Origin of the sequence: Brenneria sp. L4-2C, assembly GCF_040240335.1 — a bacterium.
In the GTDB taxonomy this organism is placed as follows: Bacteria; Pseudomonadota; Gammaproteobacteria; order Enterobacterales; family Enterobacteriaceae; genus Brenneria.
In genome coordinates this window covers 24,302-40,135 of the sequence record NZ_JBEIAC010000026.1, presented here as the reverse complement: position 1 = coordinate 40,135, position 15,834 = coordinate 24,302, and the positions used below count along the sequence as shown (strand labels likewise).

The following is a 15,834-nucleotide window of genomic DNA, read 5'->3' as shown; positions in this document are numbered from 1 at the left end:
ACCACGACCGGAGATGGAGAATACGTCTTCGATAGGCAGCAGGAACGGTTTGTCAATCGCACGCTCCGGTTCCGGGATATAAGAATCCAGCGCTTCAGCCAGTTCGATGATTTTCGCTTCCCACTCAGCTTCGCCTTCTAGCGCTTTCAGCGCGGAACCACGAATGATTGGCGTATCATCGCCCGGGAAATCGTACTGAGACAGCAGTTCACGCACTTCCATCTCAACCAGTTCCAGCAGTTCTTCATCATCAACCATGTCGCATTTGTTCAGGAACACGATGATGTAAGGAACGCCAACCTGGCGGCCCAGCAGGATGTGCTCACGGGTCTGCGGCATCGGGCCGTCAGTCGCGGCAACAACCAGGATCGCGCCGTCCATCTGCGCGGCGCCGGTGATCATGTTTTTCACATAGTCGGCGTGTCCCGGGCAGTCAACGTGCGCGTAGTGGCGAGTCGGGGTATCGTATTCAACGTGAGAAGTGTTGATGGTGATACCACGGGCTTTTTCTTCCGGCGCGTTATCGATCTGATCGAATGCACGGGCGGCGCCGCCGTAGGTTTTAGCCAGAACGGTAGTAATGGCGGCAGTCAGCGTTGTTTTACCATGGTCAACGTGGCCGATAGTACCGACGTTGAGATGGGGTTTTGTACGTTCAAATTTTTCTTTAGACACGGCGATATTCCTTACTCTAATGCTCTCCCCCTATGGAGAGAGCACGGTTCAATGTGTTAAACCCGGATTATTTACCACGGGCTTCAATAACGGCCTGAGCCACGTTGTTCGGCGCTTCAGCGTACTTCAGGAACTCCATGGAGTAAGAAGCACGACCCTGAGTCTGCGAACGCAGATCGGTAGCATACCCAAACATTTCGGATAACGGTACCTGGGCACGAATAGTCTTACCTGTCGCAGTATCTTCCATACCTTCGATGATACCGCGGCGACGGTTCAAGTCACCAATTACGTCGCCCATATAGTCTTCAGGCGTTTCAACTTCAACTTTCATGACGGGTTCCAGCAGAACCGGCTTAGCGCGTTTAAATGCTTCTTTAAACGCGATAGACGCTGCCAATTTAAACGCCAATTCAGAGGAGTCGACATCGTGGTAAGAACCAAAATGCAAACGTACGCCCAAGTCTACAACCGGATAACCCGCCAGCGGGCCTGATTTCAACTGTTCCTGAACGCCTTTGTCAACAGCCGGGATGTATTCGCCAGGAATTACGCCGCCCTTGATTTCGTTGACAAATTCGTAGCCGGCACCGCCCGGTTCCAGCGGATACATGTCGATAACGACATGACCATACTGACCGCGACCACCAGACTGTTTCGCATGTTTCCCTTCCACGTCCTTAACGGTATCGCGGATGGTTTCACGGTAAGCAACCTGAGGTTTACCGATGTTGGCTTCAACGTTGAACTCACGACGCATACGGTCAACGATGATTTCCAGGTGCAGTTCGCCCATACCGGCGATGATGGTCTGGTTGGATTCTTCGTCGGTCCATACGCGGAAAGACGGGTCTTCTTTTGCCAGACGCCCCAGAGCCAGACCCATTTTTTCCTGGTCGGCTTTGGTTTTCGGTTCTACCGCGATGGAAATAACCGGTTCAGGGAATTCCATACGTTCCAGAATGATCGCATTATCCGGATTACACAGCGTGTCGCCGGTGGTCACATCTTTCAGGCCGATTGCCGCGGCAATATCGCCTGCGCGAACTTCTTTGATTTCTTCACGTTTGTTGGCGTGCATCTGAACGATACGGCCAAAACGCTCGCGCGCGGATTTCACGGAGTTCAGCACCGTGTCGCCAGAGTTCACCACGCCAGAGTAAACGCGGAAGAACGTCAGGTTACCCACGAACGGGTCGGTGGCGATTTTAAATGCCAACGCAGCAAACGGTTCTTTATCGTCGGAATGACGCACCGCCGGCGTATCTTTACCATCGTCCAGAATACCGCTGATTGGCGGAACTTCGGTCGGCGACGGCAGATATTCGATTACGGCATCCAGCAATGCCTGCACGCCTTTGTTCTTGAACGCGGAACCACAGGTAACCAGAATGATTTCGTTGTTCAGAACGCGCTGACGCAATGCTTTTTTGATTTCTTCTTCGGACAGTTCTTCACCGCCCAGGTATTTGTCCATCAGCTCTTCTGAAGCTTCAGCTGCGGACTCAACCAGGTTCTGATGCCATTCTTCAGCCAGATCCTGCATATCAGCCGGGATATCTTCATAAGTGAAGGTGATGCCCTGATCGGCTTCATTCCAGTTGATCGCTTTCATTTTCACCAGATCGACAACGCCGGTGAAATGTTCTTCAGCGCCAATAGCTAACTGAAGCGGTACCGGATTCGCACCCAGACGGGTTTTGATCTGGCTTACCACTTTCAGGAAGTTCGCGCCCATGCGGTCCATTTTGTTAACGAACGCAATGCGCGGCACTTTGTATTTGTTCGCCTGACGCCATACGGTTTCAGACTGCGGCTGAACACCACCAACAGCACAGTAAACCATGACTGCGCCGTCAAGAACACGCATGGAACGTTCTACTTCGATCGTGAAGTCAACGTGTCCCGGGGTGTCGATGATGTTGATACGATGGGGTTCATACTGCTTGGCCATACCTGACCAGAAAGCAGTTGTCGCAGCAGAAGTAATGGTGATCCCACGCTCCTGCTCCTGCGCCATCCAGTCCATGGTGGCCGCGCCGTCATGAACTTCACCGATTTTATGGTTCACACCGGTATAGAACAGAATACGTTCTGTCGTGGTGGTTTTACCGGCATCGATGTGCGCACTGATACCGATATTACGGTAGCGTGCAATAGGTGTTGTACGAGCCATTTGTTTCCTCTATATCCTAGGGCGTTCAATTAGTTAAGCCAAGCGGGTTGGCTTTTTGAAGCGCCCGCCTGGTTAGCATAACTACAGCGAAGGGATTACCAACGGTAGTGAGCGAACGCCTTGTTGGCTTCAGCCATACGGTGAACGTCTTCACGTTTCTTGACAGCAGTACCTTTGTTTTCCGCTGCATCAGAAAGTTCGTTCGCCAGGCGCAAAGCCATGGATTTATCACCGCGTTTACGAGCAGCTTCAACGATCCAACGCATTGCCAGGGCATTACGACGAACCGGACGGACTTCAACTGGTACCTGATAAGTAGAACCACCAACGCGGCGAGACTTAACTTCGACAGTCGGACGAACGTTGTCCAGCGCTACTTCAAAAGCTTCCAGGTGGTCTTTACCTGAACGCTGAGCCAGGGTCTCAAGCGCGGTATAGACGATTGCTTCGGCGGTAGATTTTTTGCCATCTACCATCAGGATATTTACAAATTTGGCCAACAGCTCTGATCCGAACTTAGGATCCGGCAGGATTTTACGTTGACCAATGACGCGACGACGTGGCATGGAAATACTCCGTTGTTAATTCAGGATTGTCCAAAACTCTACGAGTTTAGTTTGACATTTAAGTTAAAACGTTTGGCCTTACTTAACGGAGAACCATTAAGCCTTTGGCTTCTTCACGCCGTATTTGGAACGGGATTGCTTACGGTCTTTAACACCAGAGCAGTCCAGCGCGCCACGAACGGTGTGGTAACGAACACCTGGCAGGTCTTTAACACGACCGCCACGGATCAGGATCACGGAGTGTTCCTGTAGGTTATGACCTTCACCGCCAATATAGGAGGTAACTTCAAAACCGTTGGTTAAACGAACACGGCATACTTTACGCAGCGCGGAGTTCGGTTTTTTCGGGGTGGTGGTATATACGCGAGTACATACGCCACGTTTCTGCGGGCATGCTTCCAGCGCCGGAACGTTGCTTTTAACAACCTTCAGGGCGCGTGGCTTGCGTACCAGCTGGTTAATTGTTGCCATTCAAAAAGCTCCTGGTTTTTGCTTCGTAAACACGTAATAAATCATCTCGTACTTGCGCAGGGCAAAGTATGAGGACGCAGAATTTTAGGGCTGGCCGTGGAAGGAGTCAAGAAATATACAAAAATTCAGCTTTACCACGCCAGCTGTTGCGAATATTGCACCGTCAGTTGAACAAATTGATTATAGCTAATCAATGAAAAGTTGTTTGAAATTTGTGCAGCCAAGCCTCTGGCGTCGGCATCATTTTGCAAAACATACAATGGGATCGACGTATTAAGGAGACGGCTTGCCGTTTCGCTATTCGCCAGCGCGGCGATAACGCCGTCCTGCAACAGCACCAAGGCGTCTTCCGGTCCTAAACAACGTAGAAGCGCATCAATGTCGCAATGATAAGGAGAATGGGAAAGCGTATGCAACATGGGTAAAACACTCGCCGCTAAAATGAAAGTACGGCATGGTAATTCGCCAGCCGCTGTCTTAATGCCTCGGGGGGCAGGAGCGCCACATCCAGAACCCAATCGGTATCTAAAGCAATTCCCCGTTGCTGGAGAGATTCGGCGCAGACATAGCAGTGTTCGATGTCATACAGCGGCAGCACGCCAAACGTCGAAATATAGTCGCGCATTAAAATCTTTTCCGGCTGCTGCCCCGGCAGTAATTGCAATACGCCGTCGCCGATAAAGAAAACGCCGATATCTTCTGTCAACGCGGACATGGCAAGGAGCGCGTCCAGCCCTTCCCGACCGGACGCGCTACCATGAGGCGAGTGAGTAAAAACAAAAGCGACATGCTTCATGACTCTGCCTTAAATCCGATTAAAACTGGATGACTCGATCGCAGGTCAGAGCGGATCGAGCCAGTTCGCCAAGACCGCTTAAGGTAAAGCCGTCCTGCAAATTCGCAGCCCCCAACTTTAGCTGTTCCGCCTGTTGACGGTCGGTTACCCCACGGCGCAACGCGGCGGCGACACAGACATTTAGCGTCGCCTGATGTTCCCGCGCCAGACGCTGCCAGGCCCGAACCAGATCAAACTCGTCGTTCGCCGGCGAGGTGAGCTGGTTGGCGTTCAGCACGCCTTCACGATAGAAGAACACGCTTTCCAACCGATGACCTTCATCCAGTAAAGCCTGCGCAAACTGCAACGCGCTGCTTGCTTGCTGCGTACCATAAGCGGGGCCGGTAACCAGCAGACAATAGCTCAGCATCAACGATCGTGTCCGCTGAAATCGCCGCTTTTAAACTGGCGGATATAAAGATACACGGTATGTTTGGAGATATTCAGACGCTCGGCGACCTGATTAATCGCGTCTTTGATATCAAAAATGCCTTTCTCATACAGACTCAGAACAATTTGCCGATTTTTCGCATTGTTGGACACATTGCGGTCCGCATTGACTTCTTCAATGGAAAACTCCAGCGTTTGCGCCACCAGATCGTCCACCGACGACGCGAAGTTCACCGAGGACGCGACCTCATGCGTCTCAGGGGGAATAAAGGTCTGCACTATCTGTGAAAAAGGCACATCCAGGTTCATATTGATACAGAGTAATCCAATCACCCGTTGTTCACGGTTACGAATCGCGATAGTGACCGACTTCATCAACACGCCGCTTTTAGCGCGGGTGAAATAAGCTTTCGAAACGCTACTATCTTCACCGGCCATGTCATGCAGCATACGTAATGCAAGATCGGTAATCGGCGAGCCGATTTTCCTGCCGGTATGTTCGCCGTTGGCGATACGCACGGCGGAACATTTCAAATCATCAAGCGAGTGCAGCACGATTTCACAGTGCTCACCGATCAACATGGCCAATCCATCGACCACCGCTTCATACGATTTCAGGATCTCATAATCCGTTTGGCTAAACGGACGTTCATCCAGCAAATCAAGGTCATAAGATTCGCCAGACACAAGCGAACTAGACATGGCAGACACCATCCTCAACGTCATTTATTTGTTGTCTTGACAGGGAACATAGTCTAGCAAATGTCCACACTCTCGTCCCTGAAATTCACGGTTTCGTTTCTGAACGGTGAACTTACTCATCTTTATTGTATAAAAAAACCGCGGGCGCATGGCCCGCGGTTGATATCTCATCAGTTGATGGGACTGATGAATTACTTCGCGCTTTTCTCTTCTGCGGCGGGTTTTGCCGCTTTGGCGTCATCGGCCGCTTTCACATCAGCTGCTGATTTGATATCCAGCAGCTCAACGTCGAACACCAGCGTGGAGTTGGCCGGGATCCCCGGCACGCCGTTTTCGCCGTAAGCCAGCGTAGGCGGGATAACCAGCTTGATCTTGCCGCCTTTCTTGACGTGTTTTAACCCTTCCGTCCAGCCGGGAATCACCCCGTCAAGTTGGAAAGACAACGGCTCGCCGCGTTTGTAGGAGTTGTCGAATTCGCTACCGTCAACCAGCGTGCCTTTGTAGTTAACGACAACCGTATCGCTGTCTTTCGGCGCGCTGCCGTTGCCTTCTTTCTCAACCTGATACAGCAGACCGGATTCAGTTTTCTTCACGCCTTTTTCTTTGGCGAAAGCATCACGATATTTCGTGCCTTTATCCGCATTGTCTTTGGCGTCCTGCTTCATTTTGGTTTCAGCCGCCGCTTTTACCCGGCCTTCGAAGCCTTGCAGCGTTTTTTCAATTTCTTCGTCAGTCAGTTTGCTCTTATCGGCAAACGCGTCCTGAACACCGGCAATCAACTGATCCTTATCCAGCTTAATACCCAGTTTTTCTTGTTCTTTTAGGGAGTTATCCATGTAACGCCCCAGCGATGCGCCTAACGCATAAGCCGCGGCCTGCTCATCATTCTTGAATTTGGCCGTCGCAGCCGTATCAGAGGCCTGCGCCGTTTCCGCCGCCAGAGCCTGGCCTGCGTTCAGAGTCAGAGCCATCGTTGTTGCTAACAGCGTTACTTTAAACAGTGATTTCATCCATTTCTCCAGCATCTGGAGCTACGCGCTCCAGCCATCATTAAAAATACATTCGCGACTACTATAACTGCGCGCACGAAGACAACACAACGACACACGCGACAATCCTTTGATAAAAAACATTTCATCGTTTTTTAACGCCGTTCTCGACGGCCGGACCGCATAGCCCGAAAGGCGAGCCTCGGAAATAGTGTGAGCTGAACCTGCTCAGATCGCTTATTGCGCCTTATTCCGACCGTTTTTACTACCAGAAGTTTCTGCTTTCTGACAAACTTATGGGTAATAGGCTGTAAGCTGTAGGGGGAATGCCAGTGTCATCGCTTGAAGAACGGCTCGAACTATTGGAAAGCCGTCAGGCTTTTCAGGAAGTGACGATAGAAGAGTTGAACCAAACGCTTATTCAACACGAAAGGGAAATCAGTCGGCTACGCGAGCAGGTACGCCTGTTGACGGAGAGGTTACGCACCCAGCAAACGTCGTTAATCGCGCCGCAGTCGGAAGAAACGCCGCCGCCGCACTATTGAATCATCTCACGTTATCGGAGATCGCCGGACCGGCATAAAACGCATCAGGGCGGAAGCGAACGCCTCTGCCCTGATGCTATTACCGAATAAGCCGACGACGATTCGCGCCAACAGCCAGCGTTCGCCTCAGCTCAAACGGATTAGTGGCAACCGCATCCGCCGTTGCCGCAACCGCCTTTACCGTGCTCGTGGTCATGATCGTGACCATGACCGCCGCAGCAGCCATCGCCGTGTTCATGATCGTGTTCGCCGTGAACGTGACCATGCTCCAGCTCTTCTTCCGTCGCTTCGCGAATGGCCACGACTTCAACGTTAAAGCTCAGATTTTGACCGGCCAGCATATGGTTGCCGTCAACCACGACGTGATCGTCTTCCACTTCAGTAATTTCAACCGGCACCGGCCCCTGATCGGTTTCAGCCAGGAAACGCATGCCGACCTGAAGTTCGTCCACGCCCATAAATACGTCTTTAGGCACGCGTTGAACCAGGTTTTCATCATAACTACCATAAGCATCGTTAGACGCGATATTAACGTCAAAATGGTCGCCCACCGCACGGCCTTCCAGCGCATTTTCCAGACCGGAAATCAAAGAGCCATGACCATGCAGATAGTCCAACGGCGCACTCACCGGAGACTCATCAACCAATACACCGTCTTCTGTTCGTACCTGATAGGCCAGACTGACCACCAGATCTTTTGTTACTTTCATGATATCTCCTACCGTTGGAAATCAAACTGGCGCAAATTGTAGCTGAAAAAAATCCCGATGTACCGCCCACAATAAAAAAACGTCGGGAACGTTTTTCAACGTCACGCAGTGACGGCCCAGCGGGCAAGTCCCATGGATGGGACGCGTCAAAAAACGTCGGGAACGTTTTCCCGTGAGGGGGATAACATCGTCATGCCTATTTAGGATGAAAAATACCGATAATCTCATCCGCCGATCGCCCGGCGGCCCGCCGCGGCCGATCCGGACGCGTCTGTCGATAGCCGCACTTAACGCATACCACCACTTCCGTTTGATCTTCATACCCGACGGCCAAGGTATCCTGCGTCCGACATTCAGGGCAGATCGCCCCGGCGATAAAGCGTTTACGCATCTTATCCCGACCTATTTCAGCTTAGACATTATTCAAATTCATCCCAATCGTCCTGCCGACGACGCTCATGCAGCATTTCCCGTTGAAAGATATCTTCCAGCTCGCGCCGGGCTTCTTTCACCCGGGAGATATGCGCCCCGTCGTTCTGCAACTGCGGCATCAGTTCCCGCAACATGCGCATATCCAGACGACGAAAGTGCTGCTGGGCGCGATAGGCCTGATGAGGATGCATCCCCAGCGATATCAGCGCCTTGCGGCCCAACTCCAGCGAGCTGGAGAAGGTTTCACGGGAAAAATGCTTAACCCCCGCCAGCAATAGTTCATGCGCTTCGACGCGGCCGCGCGCCCGGGCCAGAATTTCCAGATGCGGGAAATGCTGCTGGCACAAATGCACTATCGCCATGGTATCTTCCGGCGTATTGCTGGTGATAACGATGGACTGCGCTTTCTCTGCGCCCGCCGAACGCAATAGTTCCAGCTCCGTCGCATCACCATAGTATACTTTATAACCATAACCGCGCATCAGACTGACTGCGCTGATATCGCGTTCCAGCACCGTAATGCGCATTTTATTCGCCATCAGCAAGCGGCCGATCACCTGCCCGAAGCGCCCGAATCCCACCACGATCACCTGCGGCTCATCGTCGGCGACATAGGGTTTCTCGTCAGGCGCGTCCAGGGGGTTATAGCGCCGAATCAGGATCCGATCGATAAGCTGCATTAACAGCGGCGTGGTCATCATCGACAGCGTTACCGTCACCAACAGCAGCGGCAGTTGATCGCCCTGCAAAACCTTGTACGTCGAAGCGGCGGAAAACAGCACAAACGCAAACTCACCGCCCTGGCTCAATACGCCGGCAAATTGTAAACGCTCCGAGCGGCGCATGCGGTTAATACGGGCCAGCACATAAAGCACCGTGCCTTTTACGGCTACCAGCGCCAGTACGGCAATCAGCACTTCCACGATATGGACATAGAGAACGCCCAGATTTAACGCCATCCCGACGGAGATGAAGAACAACCCGAGCAGCAGTCCTTTAAACGGCTCAATGGCGATTTCCAGCTCATGCCGATACTCGCTTTCAGCCAACAGCACGCCGGCGATAAACGTCCCCAGCGCCATTGAAAATCCTAACGCTTCCATAAAAAGCGCCGATCCCAGCACCAGCAGCAAAGCCGCCGCGGTAAAAACTTCCCGCACGCCGGAAGCGGCGATAAAACGGAATAGCGGACGCACCAGATAACGGCCGCCTATCAGCATACCGGCGAACGCCGCGACCTTGAGCGCGACCTGACTCCAGTCATCAATCTCGCCCTGAACCCCCGCCAAAATAGGCACCAGGGCGAGGGCCGGAATCACCGCCAGATCCTGAAACAGCAGGACGGAAAATCCCAATTGTCCGGACTCGTTGCGATTCATTCCCTTTTCACGCATCAGTTGCAACGCCATCGCCGTCGACGACATCGCCAACCCTACCCCGCCGATCAACGCCGACTGCCAGGAGAAGTTCATCAGATACAGCGCGCCCCCCAGAAGCAGCGTGCTCAACCCGACCTGCGCGGCGCCGACGCCGAAAATGGAGCGTCGCAGCGTCCACAGTTTTTTCGGGTTCAGTTCCAGTCCGATGATAAACATCAGAAAAACGACGCCAAGCTCGGAAAAGTGCAGAATAGCGTCAACATCGCGGATAAAGCCCAATCCCCAGGGGCCGATGGCAATCCCGGCGATCAGATAACCCAGCACGGCGCCAATGCCGATTCGCGCCGCAATCGGCACGGCGAGCACCGCCACAAACAAAAACAGAACGCCTGCGGTAAGCAGCGTAGAGCTTTCCATATCAGCGTTCCTCGTGAGCGAAAGGAGAAGCCAGCCATTGGGCATAAGCCAGTTCATAGCCGGACAAAACATCTGGGGGCAGACGGCGCGCCCAATAAACGATCATGGGTTTAATCCAGTGCATGCGGCACAGAGACGCGGTCATCTCAAACGGACGCAGAAAATCCTCCATCGGATAGCGGCTCTTGCCCCCGACCCGGTAGGCTTCCTCCGGTTCGCCGGTGGTAATCACCGATCGCCAGTATTTTCCCGCCAGCGCGTTACCGCCGGCCCCGTTGGCGAAACCGCGCGATAACACCCGGTCAAACCACTCTTTTAACAAGGCCGGGCAACTGTAGGTATAAAACGGGTGTTGAAACACAATGACCTGATGTTCGCGCAGCAACTGCTGCTCATGATAAATATCGATAAAAAAATCAGGATAATGCGCATACAGATCGTGTACGGTGACATTATCCAACTGTTGTGCCGGTTGCAGTAAAACCCGGTTTGCTACCGAATCTTGTGATTCCGGATGGGCATACAGCAGCAGAATCTTGGGTGGCTGCGACATCATTCCCCTCCAAAGCGTCGTCATGGTTGTCATTTTCCGCTACCATGCAGCGCTACGACTAAAAAGCAGGGCATAATCGCTCCTGATATCAAGTCAATAATTTAACATACTCTGAACATACGGCGCTTTATGATTGTTTTCTCCTCGCTGCAAATTCGACGTGGTGTACATGTTCTGCTGGATAACGCGACGGCGACCATTAACCCCGGCCAGAAAGTGGGGCTGGTGGGCAAGAACGGCTGTGGTAAATCTACCCTGTTGGCATTACTGAAAGGTGAAATCAGCGCCGACGGCGGCAGCGCCACGTTCCCGCAGGGATGGGCGCTGGCCTGGGTGAATCAGGAAACGCCGGCGCTGGACGTACCGGCGCTTGATTACGTCATTGATGGCGACCGGGAATTCCGCCAGCTTGAGACGGCGCTGCAACTCGCCAACGACGACAATGACGGCCATGCCATTGCGACGCTGCACGGCAAACTGGACGCCATTCAGGCCTGGACGATTCAGGCCAGAGCCGCCAGTTTACTTAACGGGCTCGGTTTCTCGCAGGATCAGTTACAGCAACCGGTCAGCGCCTTTTCCGGCGGCTGGCGCATGCGCCTCAATCTGGCTCAGGCGCTCATTTGCCGCTCCGATCTGCTGTTGCTCGACGAACCCACCAACCACCTCGATCTGGATGCGGTGATCTGGCTGGAGAAATGGCTGAAAAGCTATCCGGGGACGCTGGTGCTGATTTCGCACGACCGTGATTTTCTCGATCCCATCGTCAATAAGATTTTGCACATCGAGCAACAAACGCTTAACGAGTACACCGGCAATTACAGCTCTTTCGAACGGCAGCGGGCCACGCGGCTGGCGCAGCAGCAATCGCTGTATGAACATCAGCAGGAGCGGGTCGCACATCTGCAACATTACATCGACCGTTTCCGCGCCAAAGCGACCAAAGCCAAACAGGCGCAAAGCCGGATAAAAATGCTAGAGCGGATGGAAATGATTGCGCCGGCGCATGTGGACAACCCCTTCCGCTTCAGCTTCCGGGCGCCGGAGTCGCTGCCCAACCCCTTGCTGCGCATGGAGAAAGTCAGCGCCGGTTATGGCGACAAGCTGATTTTGGAATCGATCAAACTGAATCTGGTGCCGGGGTCGCGCATCGGCCTGCTGGGGCATAACGGCGCGGGGAAATCGACGCTGATCAAGCTGCTGGCGGGAACGCTGGAACCGATTCAGGGGGAAATCGGGCTGGCGAAAGGCGTGAAGCTGGGCTACTTCGCCCAGCATCAGTTGGAATTCCTGCGCGCCGATGAATCGCCCTTACAGCATATGGTGCGTCTGGCAGAACGGGAAACCGAGCAGCAACTGCGCGATTACCTCGGCGGCTTCGGTTTTCAGGGCGACAAAGTCACGGAAATCACCGAGCGTTTCTCCGGAGGAGAAAAAGCCCGGCTGGTGCTGGCGCTTGTCGTCTGGCAGCGCCCGAATCTGTTGCTGCTCGACGAACCCACCAACCACCTGGATCTCGATATGCGGCAGGCGCTGACGGAAGCGTTGATCGATTTCGAGGGCGCGCTGGTGGTGGTATCGCACGATCGGCACCTGATTCGCTCCACAACCGATGACCTCTATCTGGTTCACGATCGCAAGGTCGAGCCTTTCGACGGCGATCTGGAGGATTACCAGCAGTGGCTGACGGACAGACAGCGCCAGGACAGCGCCGCCGACGAAACGCCCAAAGAAAACGCCGCCAACAGCGCTCAGGCCAGAAAAGAGCAAAAGCGGCGGGAAGCCGAACTGAGAGCACAGACGCAACCGCTGCGCAAACAAATCGCCCGGCTCGAACAGCAGATGGAAAAACTGGGCGCGGCGCTGGAAGCCGTTGAGGCCAGGCTGGCGGATACCGGGCTTTACGATATCAGCCGTAAAGCCGAACTCACGGACTGCCTACAGCAGCAGATAAAGGCGAAAACGGATTTGGAAGAAACTGAAATGGCGTGGCTTGAGGCGCAGGAACAGCTAGAGCAAATGAATCAGCAGCTCTCGTCTTAGCCTTTCTCTGGCGCGGACCGATAGGCAGATTATCGGTCCGCGCCGAATGACTAATGCCAAATCAGCAAGACACAGGCGGCCGTCAGCAATCCCATCGAGACGTTGAAGATAATCCAGGCTTTTTTACTGCGCAACAAACGGCCGATCAGAGTGCCGAATCCGAGCCATATCGCGCCGGCGACCAGATTCACCAGTACGATGCCAAGACTTATCGCCGCCACCGAGTGATGATATTCCCTCCCCGGCAGGCTAAAGCTGGCTACCGCCCCCAACGCCATCAGCCAGGCTTTGGGATTGAGGAATTGCAGCAGCCACCCTTGATAAAACCGAATCGGCCGCGGCGGCGCGTCCAGGGTTTCCAGCTTTTCGTAGGCGGCGGTGGCGACTTTCCACGCCAGCCAAAGCAGATACAAGCTGCCAAGCACTTTCAGCATGAAATGCAAAGAGGGATAGATGAGGATCAGGCTGCCTACGCCAAATGCCACCAGCAATAAAATGCTCTGCATGCCAAACATGATGCCAATCATCAACCACAAAGAGCGGAAAAAACCAAAATTGGCGCCGGACGTGGTCAGCAACATATTGTTCGGGCCTGGCGTAATGGCGGCAACCCAGAGAAAACCTAACATCGACAGAAACAAGCTCAGTTCCATGTAACGGGTGCCCCTCACCCTGAAGCGTTTTTGCGGTATAGTTGGTCACGAATGCATTGTTAAGCGGCAGCATTGAAGCTAACAGTGTGATATTAATCGCACAAGTTCGGATACCAATATTTTTATTCATATTACGTATGACGCTTTCCGCCCGGCTTGAGAAGCGCATTCCAGCCTGGCTTACTCAATTTCTGGACAAACAATCGTGATTATTCCCTGGCAACAACTCGAACCCGAAACACTGGAAAATCTCATCGAATCTTTCGTTCTCCGGGAAGGAACGGATTACGGCGAGCAAGAACGGACGCTGCAACAGAAAGTCGCTGATGTGCGCCGGCAGTTGGAATCAGGCGAGGTCGTGCTGGTATGGTCTGAGTTGCATGAAACAATTAACATCATGCCGCGCCGTCAGTTTAATGCGGGCGGGCATCCCCCTCACTAAGCGCTGGCAAAGCACTAAAAGAAGATGTATCTGTATTACGGACCATGCTAACAACGATGAAAACAGCCTGAGGTTGACGACATTCCCTATCGCAGCCAGACCGAGATGAACCGCCGGGCGGCAGAGCGACAGATCCCGGCGGAGTTCGTCGCGGAGGTCGGCCCCGTCTGATACCTTTTCTTTTTTGATGGCGTATTCGCCACCATGACGGAGTAAATCGTCTTATGTCGCATAAGCATCCGATTATTGCCGTGACCGGCTCCAGCGGCGCGGGAACCACAACAACCAGTCTGGCCTTTCACAAGATCTTTCATCAACTGAACATGCGCCCCGCCCAGCTTGAAGGCGATAGCTTTCACCGTTATACCCGGCCGGAAATGGATATGGAAATTCGCAAGGCGCGAGATCTTGGCCGTCATATCAGCTATTTCGGCCCGGAGGCCAATGATTTCAGCCTGCTGGAGCAATCCTTCATCGAATATGGTCGGCACGGACGAGGGAAAACGCGTAAATATCTTCATACCTATGATGAAGCCATTCCCTACAATCAGGTACCCGGTACATTCACGCCGTGGGAACCCATGCCCGAACCGACCGACGTGCTGTTTTATGAAGGACTGCACGGCGGCGTGGTGACCGACCAGCACAACGTGGCGCAGCATGTCGACTTACTGGTCGGCGTGGTGCCTATCGTCAACCTGGAATGGATTCAAAAACTGATCCGTGATGTGAATGAACGCGGCCACTCGCGCGAAGCGGTCATGGATTCGGTCGTCCGTTCGATGGATGATTACATCTCTTACATTACGCCGCAGTTTTCACGAACCCATATCAACTTCCAGCGGGTTCCCACCGTGGACACCTCCAACCCCTTCGCGGCCAAATCCATCCCTTCGCTGGACGAGAGCTTTGTGGTGATCCATTTTCAGGGGCTGGACAATATTGATTATCCCTATCTGCTGGCGATGTTGCAGGGATCGTTTATTTCCCATATCAACACGCTGGTCGTGCCGGGCGGGAAGATGGGTCTGGCGATGGAATTAATTATGGCGCCATTGGTTCAGCGTTTGCTGGAAGGGAAGAAAATCGAATAGTCGCTCGAAAAAAAGCACGGCGGCAGAAACCAGGTCGCTACCGTGCCTGCTCCGGTTCAACGCGGTTATGCCAATTCCCGGACCTCATGGCTGTGGGTCACCTCTACCGCTTTAGCCAGCATCAGCGCCACGGAGCAATAGCGCTCCGCAGACAGCGCGACCGCGCGTTCTACGGCTTTCTCGGTCAACCCTTTGCCGGAGACGATAAAATGCAGGTTGATATGGGTAAACAGACGCGGCGCCTCCGCTTTCCGCTGCGACGTGAGTTTAACCTCGCAGTCGGCAACATCGTTGCGCCCTTTTTGCAATATGGACACCACATCAATCGCGCTGCATCCGCCCACCGACATCAATACCATTTCCATTGGACTTGGCGCTTTATCCCCCGAATTTCCATCCATTAAAATCTGATGTCCGGAAGATGATTCGCCAAGGAATGTTAAGCCTTCAACCCACTTCACTCGAGCCTGCATGGTACCCTCCGCTAAAAAATTTTTGAAAATTTATATCGTTACTGTACAAAATCATCTGATAACCAGAGCTTTATCATGCTGAAGTGAGACAACACAAGACACGTCCTTCAAGCTGTGTTAAAAACAAGAACAGTATCTGCCTTATTCTGGACAAACTCAGATGCCGGGGAGATGATGACGTCGCCAAATAAAGGCTCCAGTATATTCCCTGACGTCGTTCTGCCTACACTGAATTTGAACTTTTAACAGTAAATACGCCGTACAGGGAACTCTGAGCCCTGTGAATTGC

General features: G+C 53.1%; 19 protein-coding genes. 4 read left to right on the top strand and 15 right to left on the bottom strand.

Annotated elements, in window-relative coordinates:
- The 9 genes from ABRZ26_RS22820 to fkpA form a co-directional block, all read right to left on the bottom strand.
- Positions 1-675: GTP-binding protein (locus ABRZ26_RS22820; protein WP_319606388.1), on the bottom strand; the 675-nt coding region annotated here is incomplete at its 3' end.
- Between the two features lie 67 nt (positions 676-742).
- Positions 743-2,851: an elongation factor G gene (gene fusA, locus ABRZ26_RS22815; RefSeq protein ID WP_319606386.1), complete on the bottom strand. Its 2,109-nt coding sequence runs from the start codon at positions 2,849-2,851 to the stop codon at positions 743-745.
- Positions 2,852-2,946: 95 nt separating this feature from the next.
- Complete coding sequence (rpsG, locus tag ABRZ26_RS22810) at positions 2,947-3,417, bottom strand: 30S ribosomal protein S7 (RefSeq protein ID WP_009111198.1); 471 nt, start codon at positions 3,415-3,417, stop codon at positions 2,947-2,949.
- Positions 3,418-3,513: 96 nt separating this feature from the next.
- Positions 3,514-3,888 carry a 30S ribosomal protein S12 gene (rpsL, locus tag ABRZ26_RS22805; protein ID WP_009111197.1) on the bottom strand — a complete coding sequence of 125 codons (375 nt, stop codon included), beginning with the start codon at positions 3,886-3,888 and terminating at the stop codon, positions 3,514-3,516.
- A gap of 131 nt (positions 3,889-4,019) precedes the next feature.
- Positions 4,020-4,307: a sulfurtransferase complex subunit TusB gene (gene tusB, locus ABRZ26_RS22800; RefSeq protein ID WP_319606385.1), complete on the bottom strand. Its 288-nt coding sequence runs from the start codon at positions 4,305-4,307 to the stop codon at positions 4,020-4,022.
- Between the two features lie 17 nt (positions 4,308-4,324).
- Positions 4,325-4,684, bottom strand: coding sequence for a sulfurtransferase complex subunit TusC (gene tusC / locus ABRZ26_RS22795; protein WP_319606384.1), 360 nt, complete (start codon positions 4,682-4,684; stop codon positions 4,325-4,327).
- A 19-nt stretch (positions 4,685-4,703) separates the two neighbouring features.
- The gene (gene tusD, locus ABRZ26_RS22790; RefSeq protein ID WP_319606383.1) at positions 4,704-5,093 is read right to left on the bottom strand and encodes a sulfurtransferase complex subunit TusD; all 390 of its coding nucleotides are present in this window, start codon (positions 5,091-5,093) and stop codon (positions 4,704-4,706) included.
- Positions 5,093-5,815, bottom strand: coding sequence for a helix-turn-helix transcriptional regulator (locus ABRZ26_RS22785; RefSeq protein WP_319606381.1), 723 nt, complete (start codon positions 5,813-5,815; stop codon positions 5,093-5,095). Before ABRZ26_RS22785 ends, tusD begins: the two co-directional genes overlap by 1 nt.
- A 191-nt stretch (positions 5,816-6,006) precedes the next feature.
- Positions 6,007-6,825 (bottom strand): FKBP-type peptidyl-prolyl cis-trans isomerase, encoded by an 819-nt coding sequence (fkpA, locus tag ABRZ26_RS22780; RefSeq protein ID WP_319606380.1) that lies wholly within the window; start codon positions 6,823-6,825, stop codon positions 6,007-6,009.
- Positions 6,826-7,130: 305 nt separating this feature from the next.
- Between fkpA and ABRZ26_RS22775 the strand changes: the two genes are divergently transcribed.
- Positions 7,131-7,349: a SlyX family protein gene (locus ABRZ26_RS22775; RefSeq protein WP_319606379.1), complete on the top strand. Its 219-nt coding sequence runs from the start codon at positions 7,131-7,133 to the stop codon at positions 7,347-7,349.
- A 140-nt stretch (positions 7,350-7,489) separates the two neighbouring features.
- Here ABRZ26_RS22775 and slyD read toward each other — a convergent pair whose 3' ends face one another.
- The 4 genes from slyD to kefG form a co-directional block, all read right to left on the bottom strand.
- Positions 7,490-8,059, bottom strand: a complete 570-nt coding sequence (gene slyD / locus ABRZ26_RS22770; protein ID WP_319606378.1) for a peptidylprolyl isomerase — start codon at positions 8,057-8,059, stop codon at positions 7,490-7,492.
- Between the two features lie 196 nt (positions 8,060-8,255).
- Positions 8,256-8,450, bottom strand: a complete 195-nt coding sequence (locus ABRZ26_RS22765) for a YheV family putative zinc ribbon protein (RefSeq protein ID WP_319606377.1) — start codon at positions 8,448-8,450, stop codon at positions 8,256-8,258.
- A 28-nt stretch (positions 8,451-8,478) separates the two neighbouring features.
- The gene (kefB, locus tag ABRZ26_RS22760) at positions 8,479-10,287 is read right to left on the bottom strand and encodes a glutathione-regulated potassium-efflux system protein KefB (protein ID WP_319606376.1); all 1,809 of its coding nucleotides are present in this window, start codon (positions 10,285-10,287) and stop codon (positions 8,479-8,481) included.
- A 1-nt stretch (position 10,288) separates the two neighbouring features.
- Complete coding sequence (kefG, locus tag ABRZ26_RS22755) at positions 10,289-10,840, bottom strand: glutathione-regulated potassium-efflux system ancillary protein KefG (RefSeq protein ID WP_319606389.1); 552 nt, start codon at positions 10,838-10,840, stop codon at positions 10,289-10,291.
- A 129-nt stretch (positions 10,841-10,969) separates the two neighbouring features.
- Here kefG and ABRZ26_RS22750 point away from each other — a divergent pair, with 129 nt between their 5' ends.
- The gene (locus ABRZ26_RS22750) at positions 10,970-12,883 is read left to right on the top strand and encodes an ABC transporter ATP-binding protein (RefSeq protein WP_319606375.1); all 1,914 of its coding nucleotides are present in this window, start codon (positions 10,970-10,972) and stop codon (positions 12,881-12,883) included.
- A 50-nt stretch (positions 12,884-12,933) separates the two neighbouring features.
- Here ABRZ26_RS22750 and ABRZ26_RS22745 read toward each other — a convergent pair whose 3' ends face one another.
- Positions 12,934-13,536, bottom strand: a complete 603-nt coding sequence (locus ABRZ26_RS22745; RefSeq protein WP_319606374.1) for a LysE family translocator — start codon at positions 13,534-13,536, stop codon at positions 12,934-12,936.
- 205 nt (positions 13,537-13,741) lie between these two features.
- On the opposite strand from ABRZ26_RS22745, the gene ABRZ26_RS22740 reads away from it, so the two are divergent.
- Together ABRZ26_RS22740 and ABRZ26_RS22735 are read left to right on the top strand one after the other, a co-directional pair.
- Positions 13,742-13,978 (top strand): YheU family protein, encoded by a 237-nt coding sequence (locus ABRZ26_RS22740; protein ID WP_319606373.1) that lies wholly within the window; start codon positions 13,742-13,744, stop codon positions 13,976-13,978.
- A 224-nt stretch (positions 13,979-14,202) separates the two neighbouring features.
- A complete protein-coding gene (locus tag ABRZ26_RS22735; RefSeq protein WP_319606372.1) occupies positions 14,203-15,072 on the top strand; it encodes a phosphoribulokinase in 870 nt (289 codons plus the stop codon).
- 65 nt (positions 15,073-15,137) lie between these two features.
- Here the strand turns inward: ABRZ26_RS22735 and ABRZ26_RS22730 are convergent, their stop codons facing one another.
- Positions 15,138-15,545, bottom strand: a complete 408-nt coding sequence (locus ABRZ26_RS22730; RefSeq protein WP_319606371.1) for an OsmC family protein — start codon at positions 15,543-15,545, stop codon at positions 15,138-15,140.
- Positions 15,546-15,834: the final 289 nt, after the last annotated feature.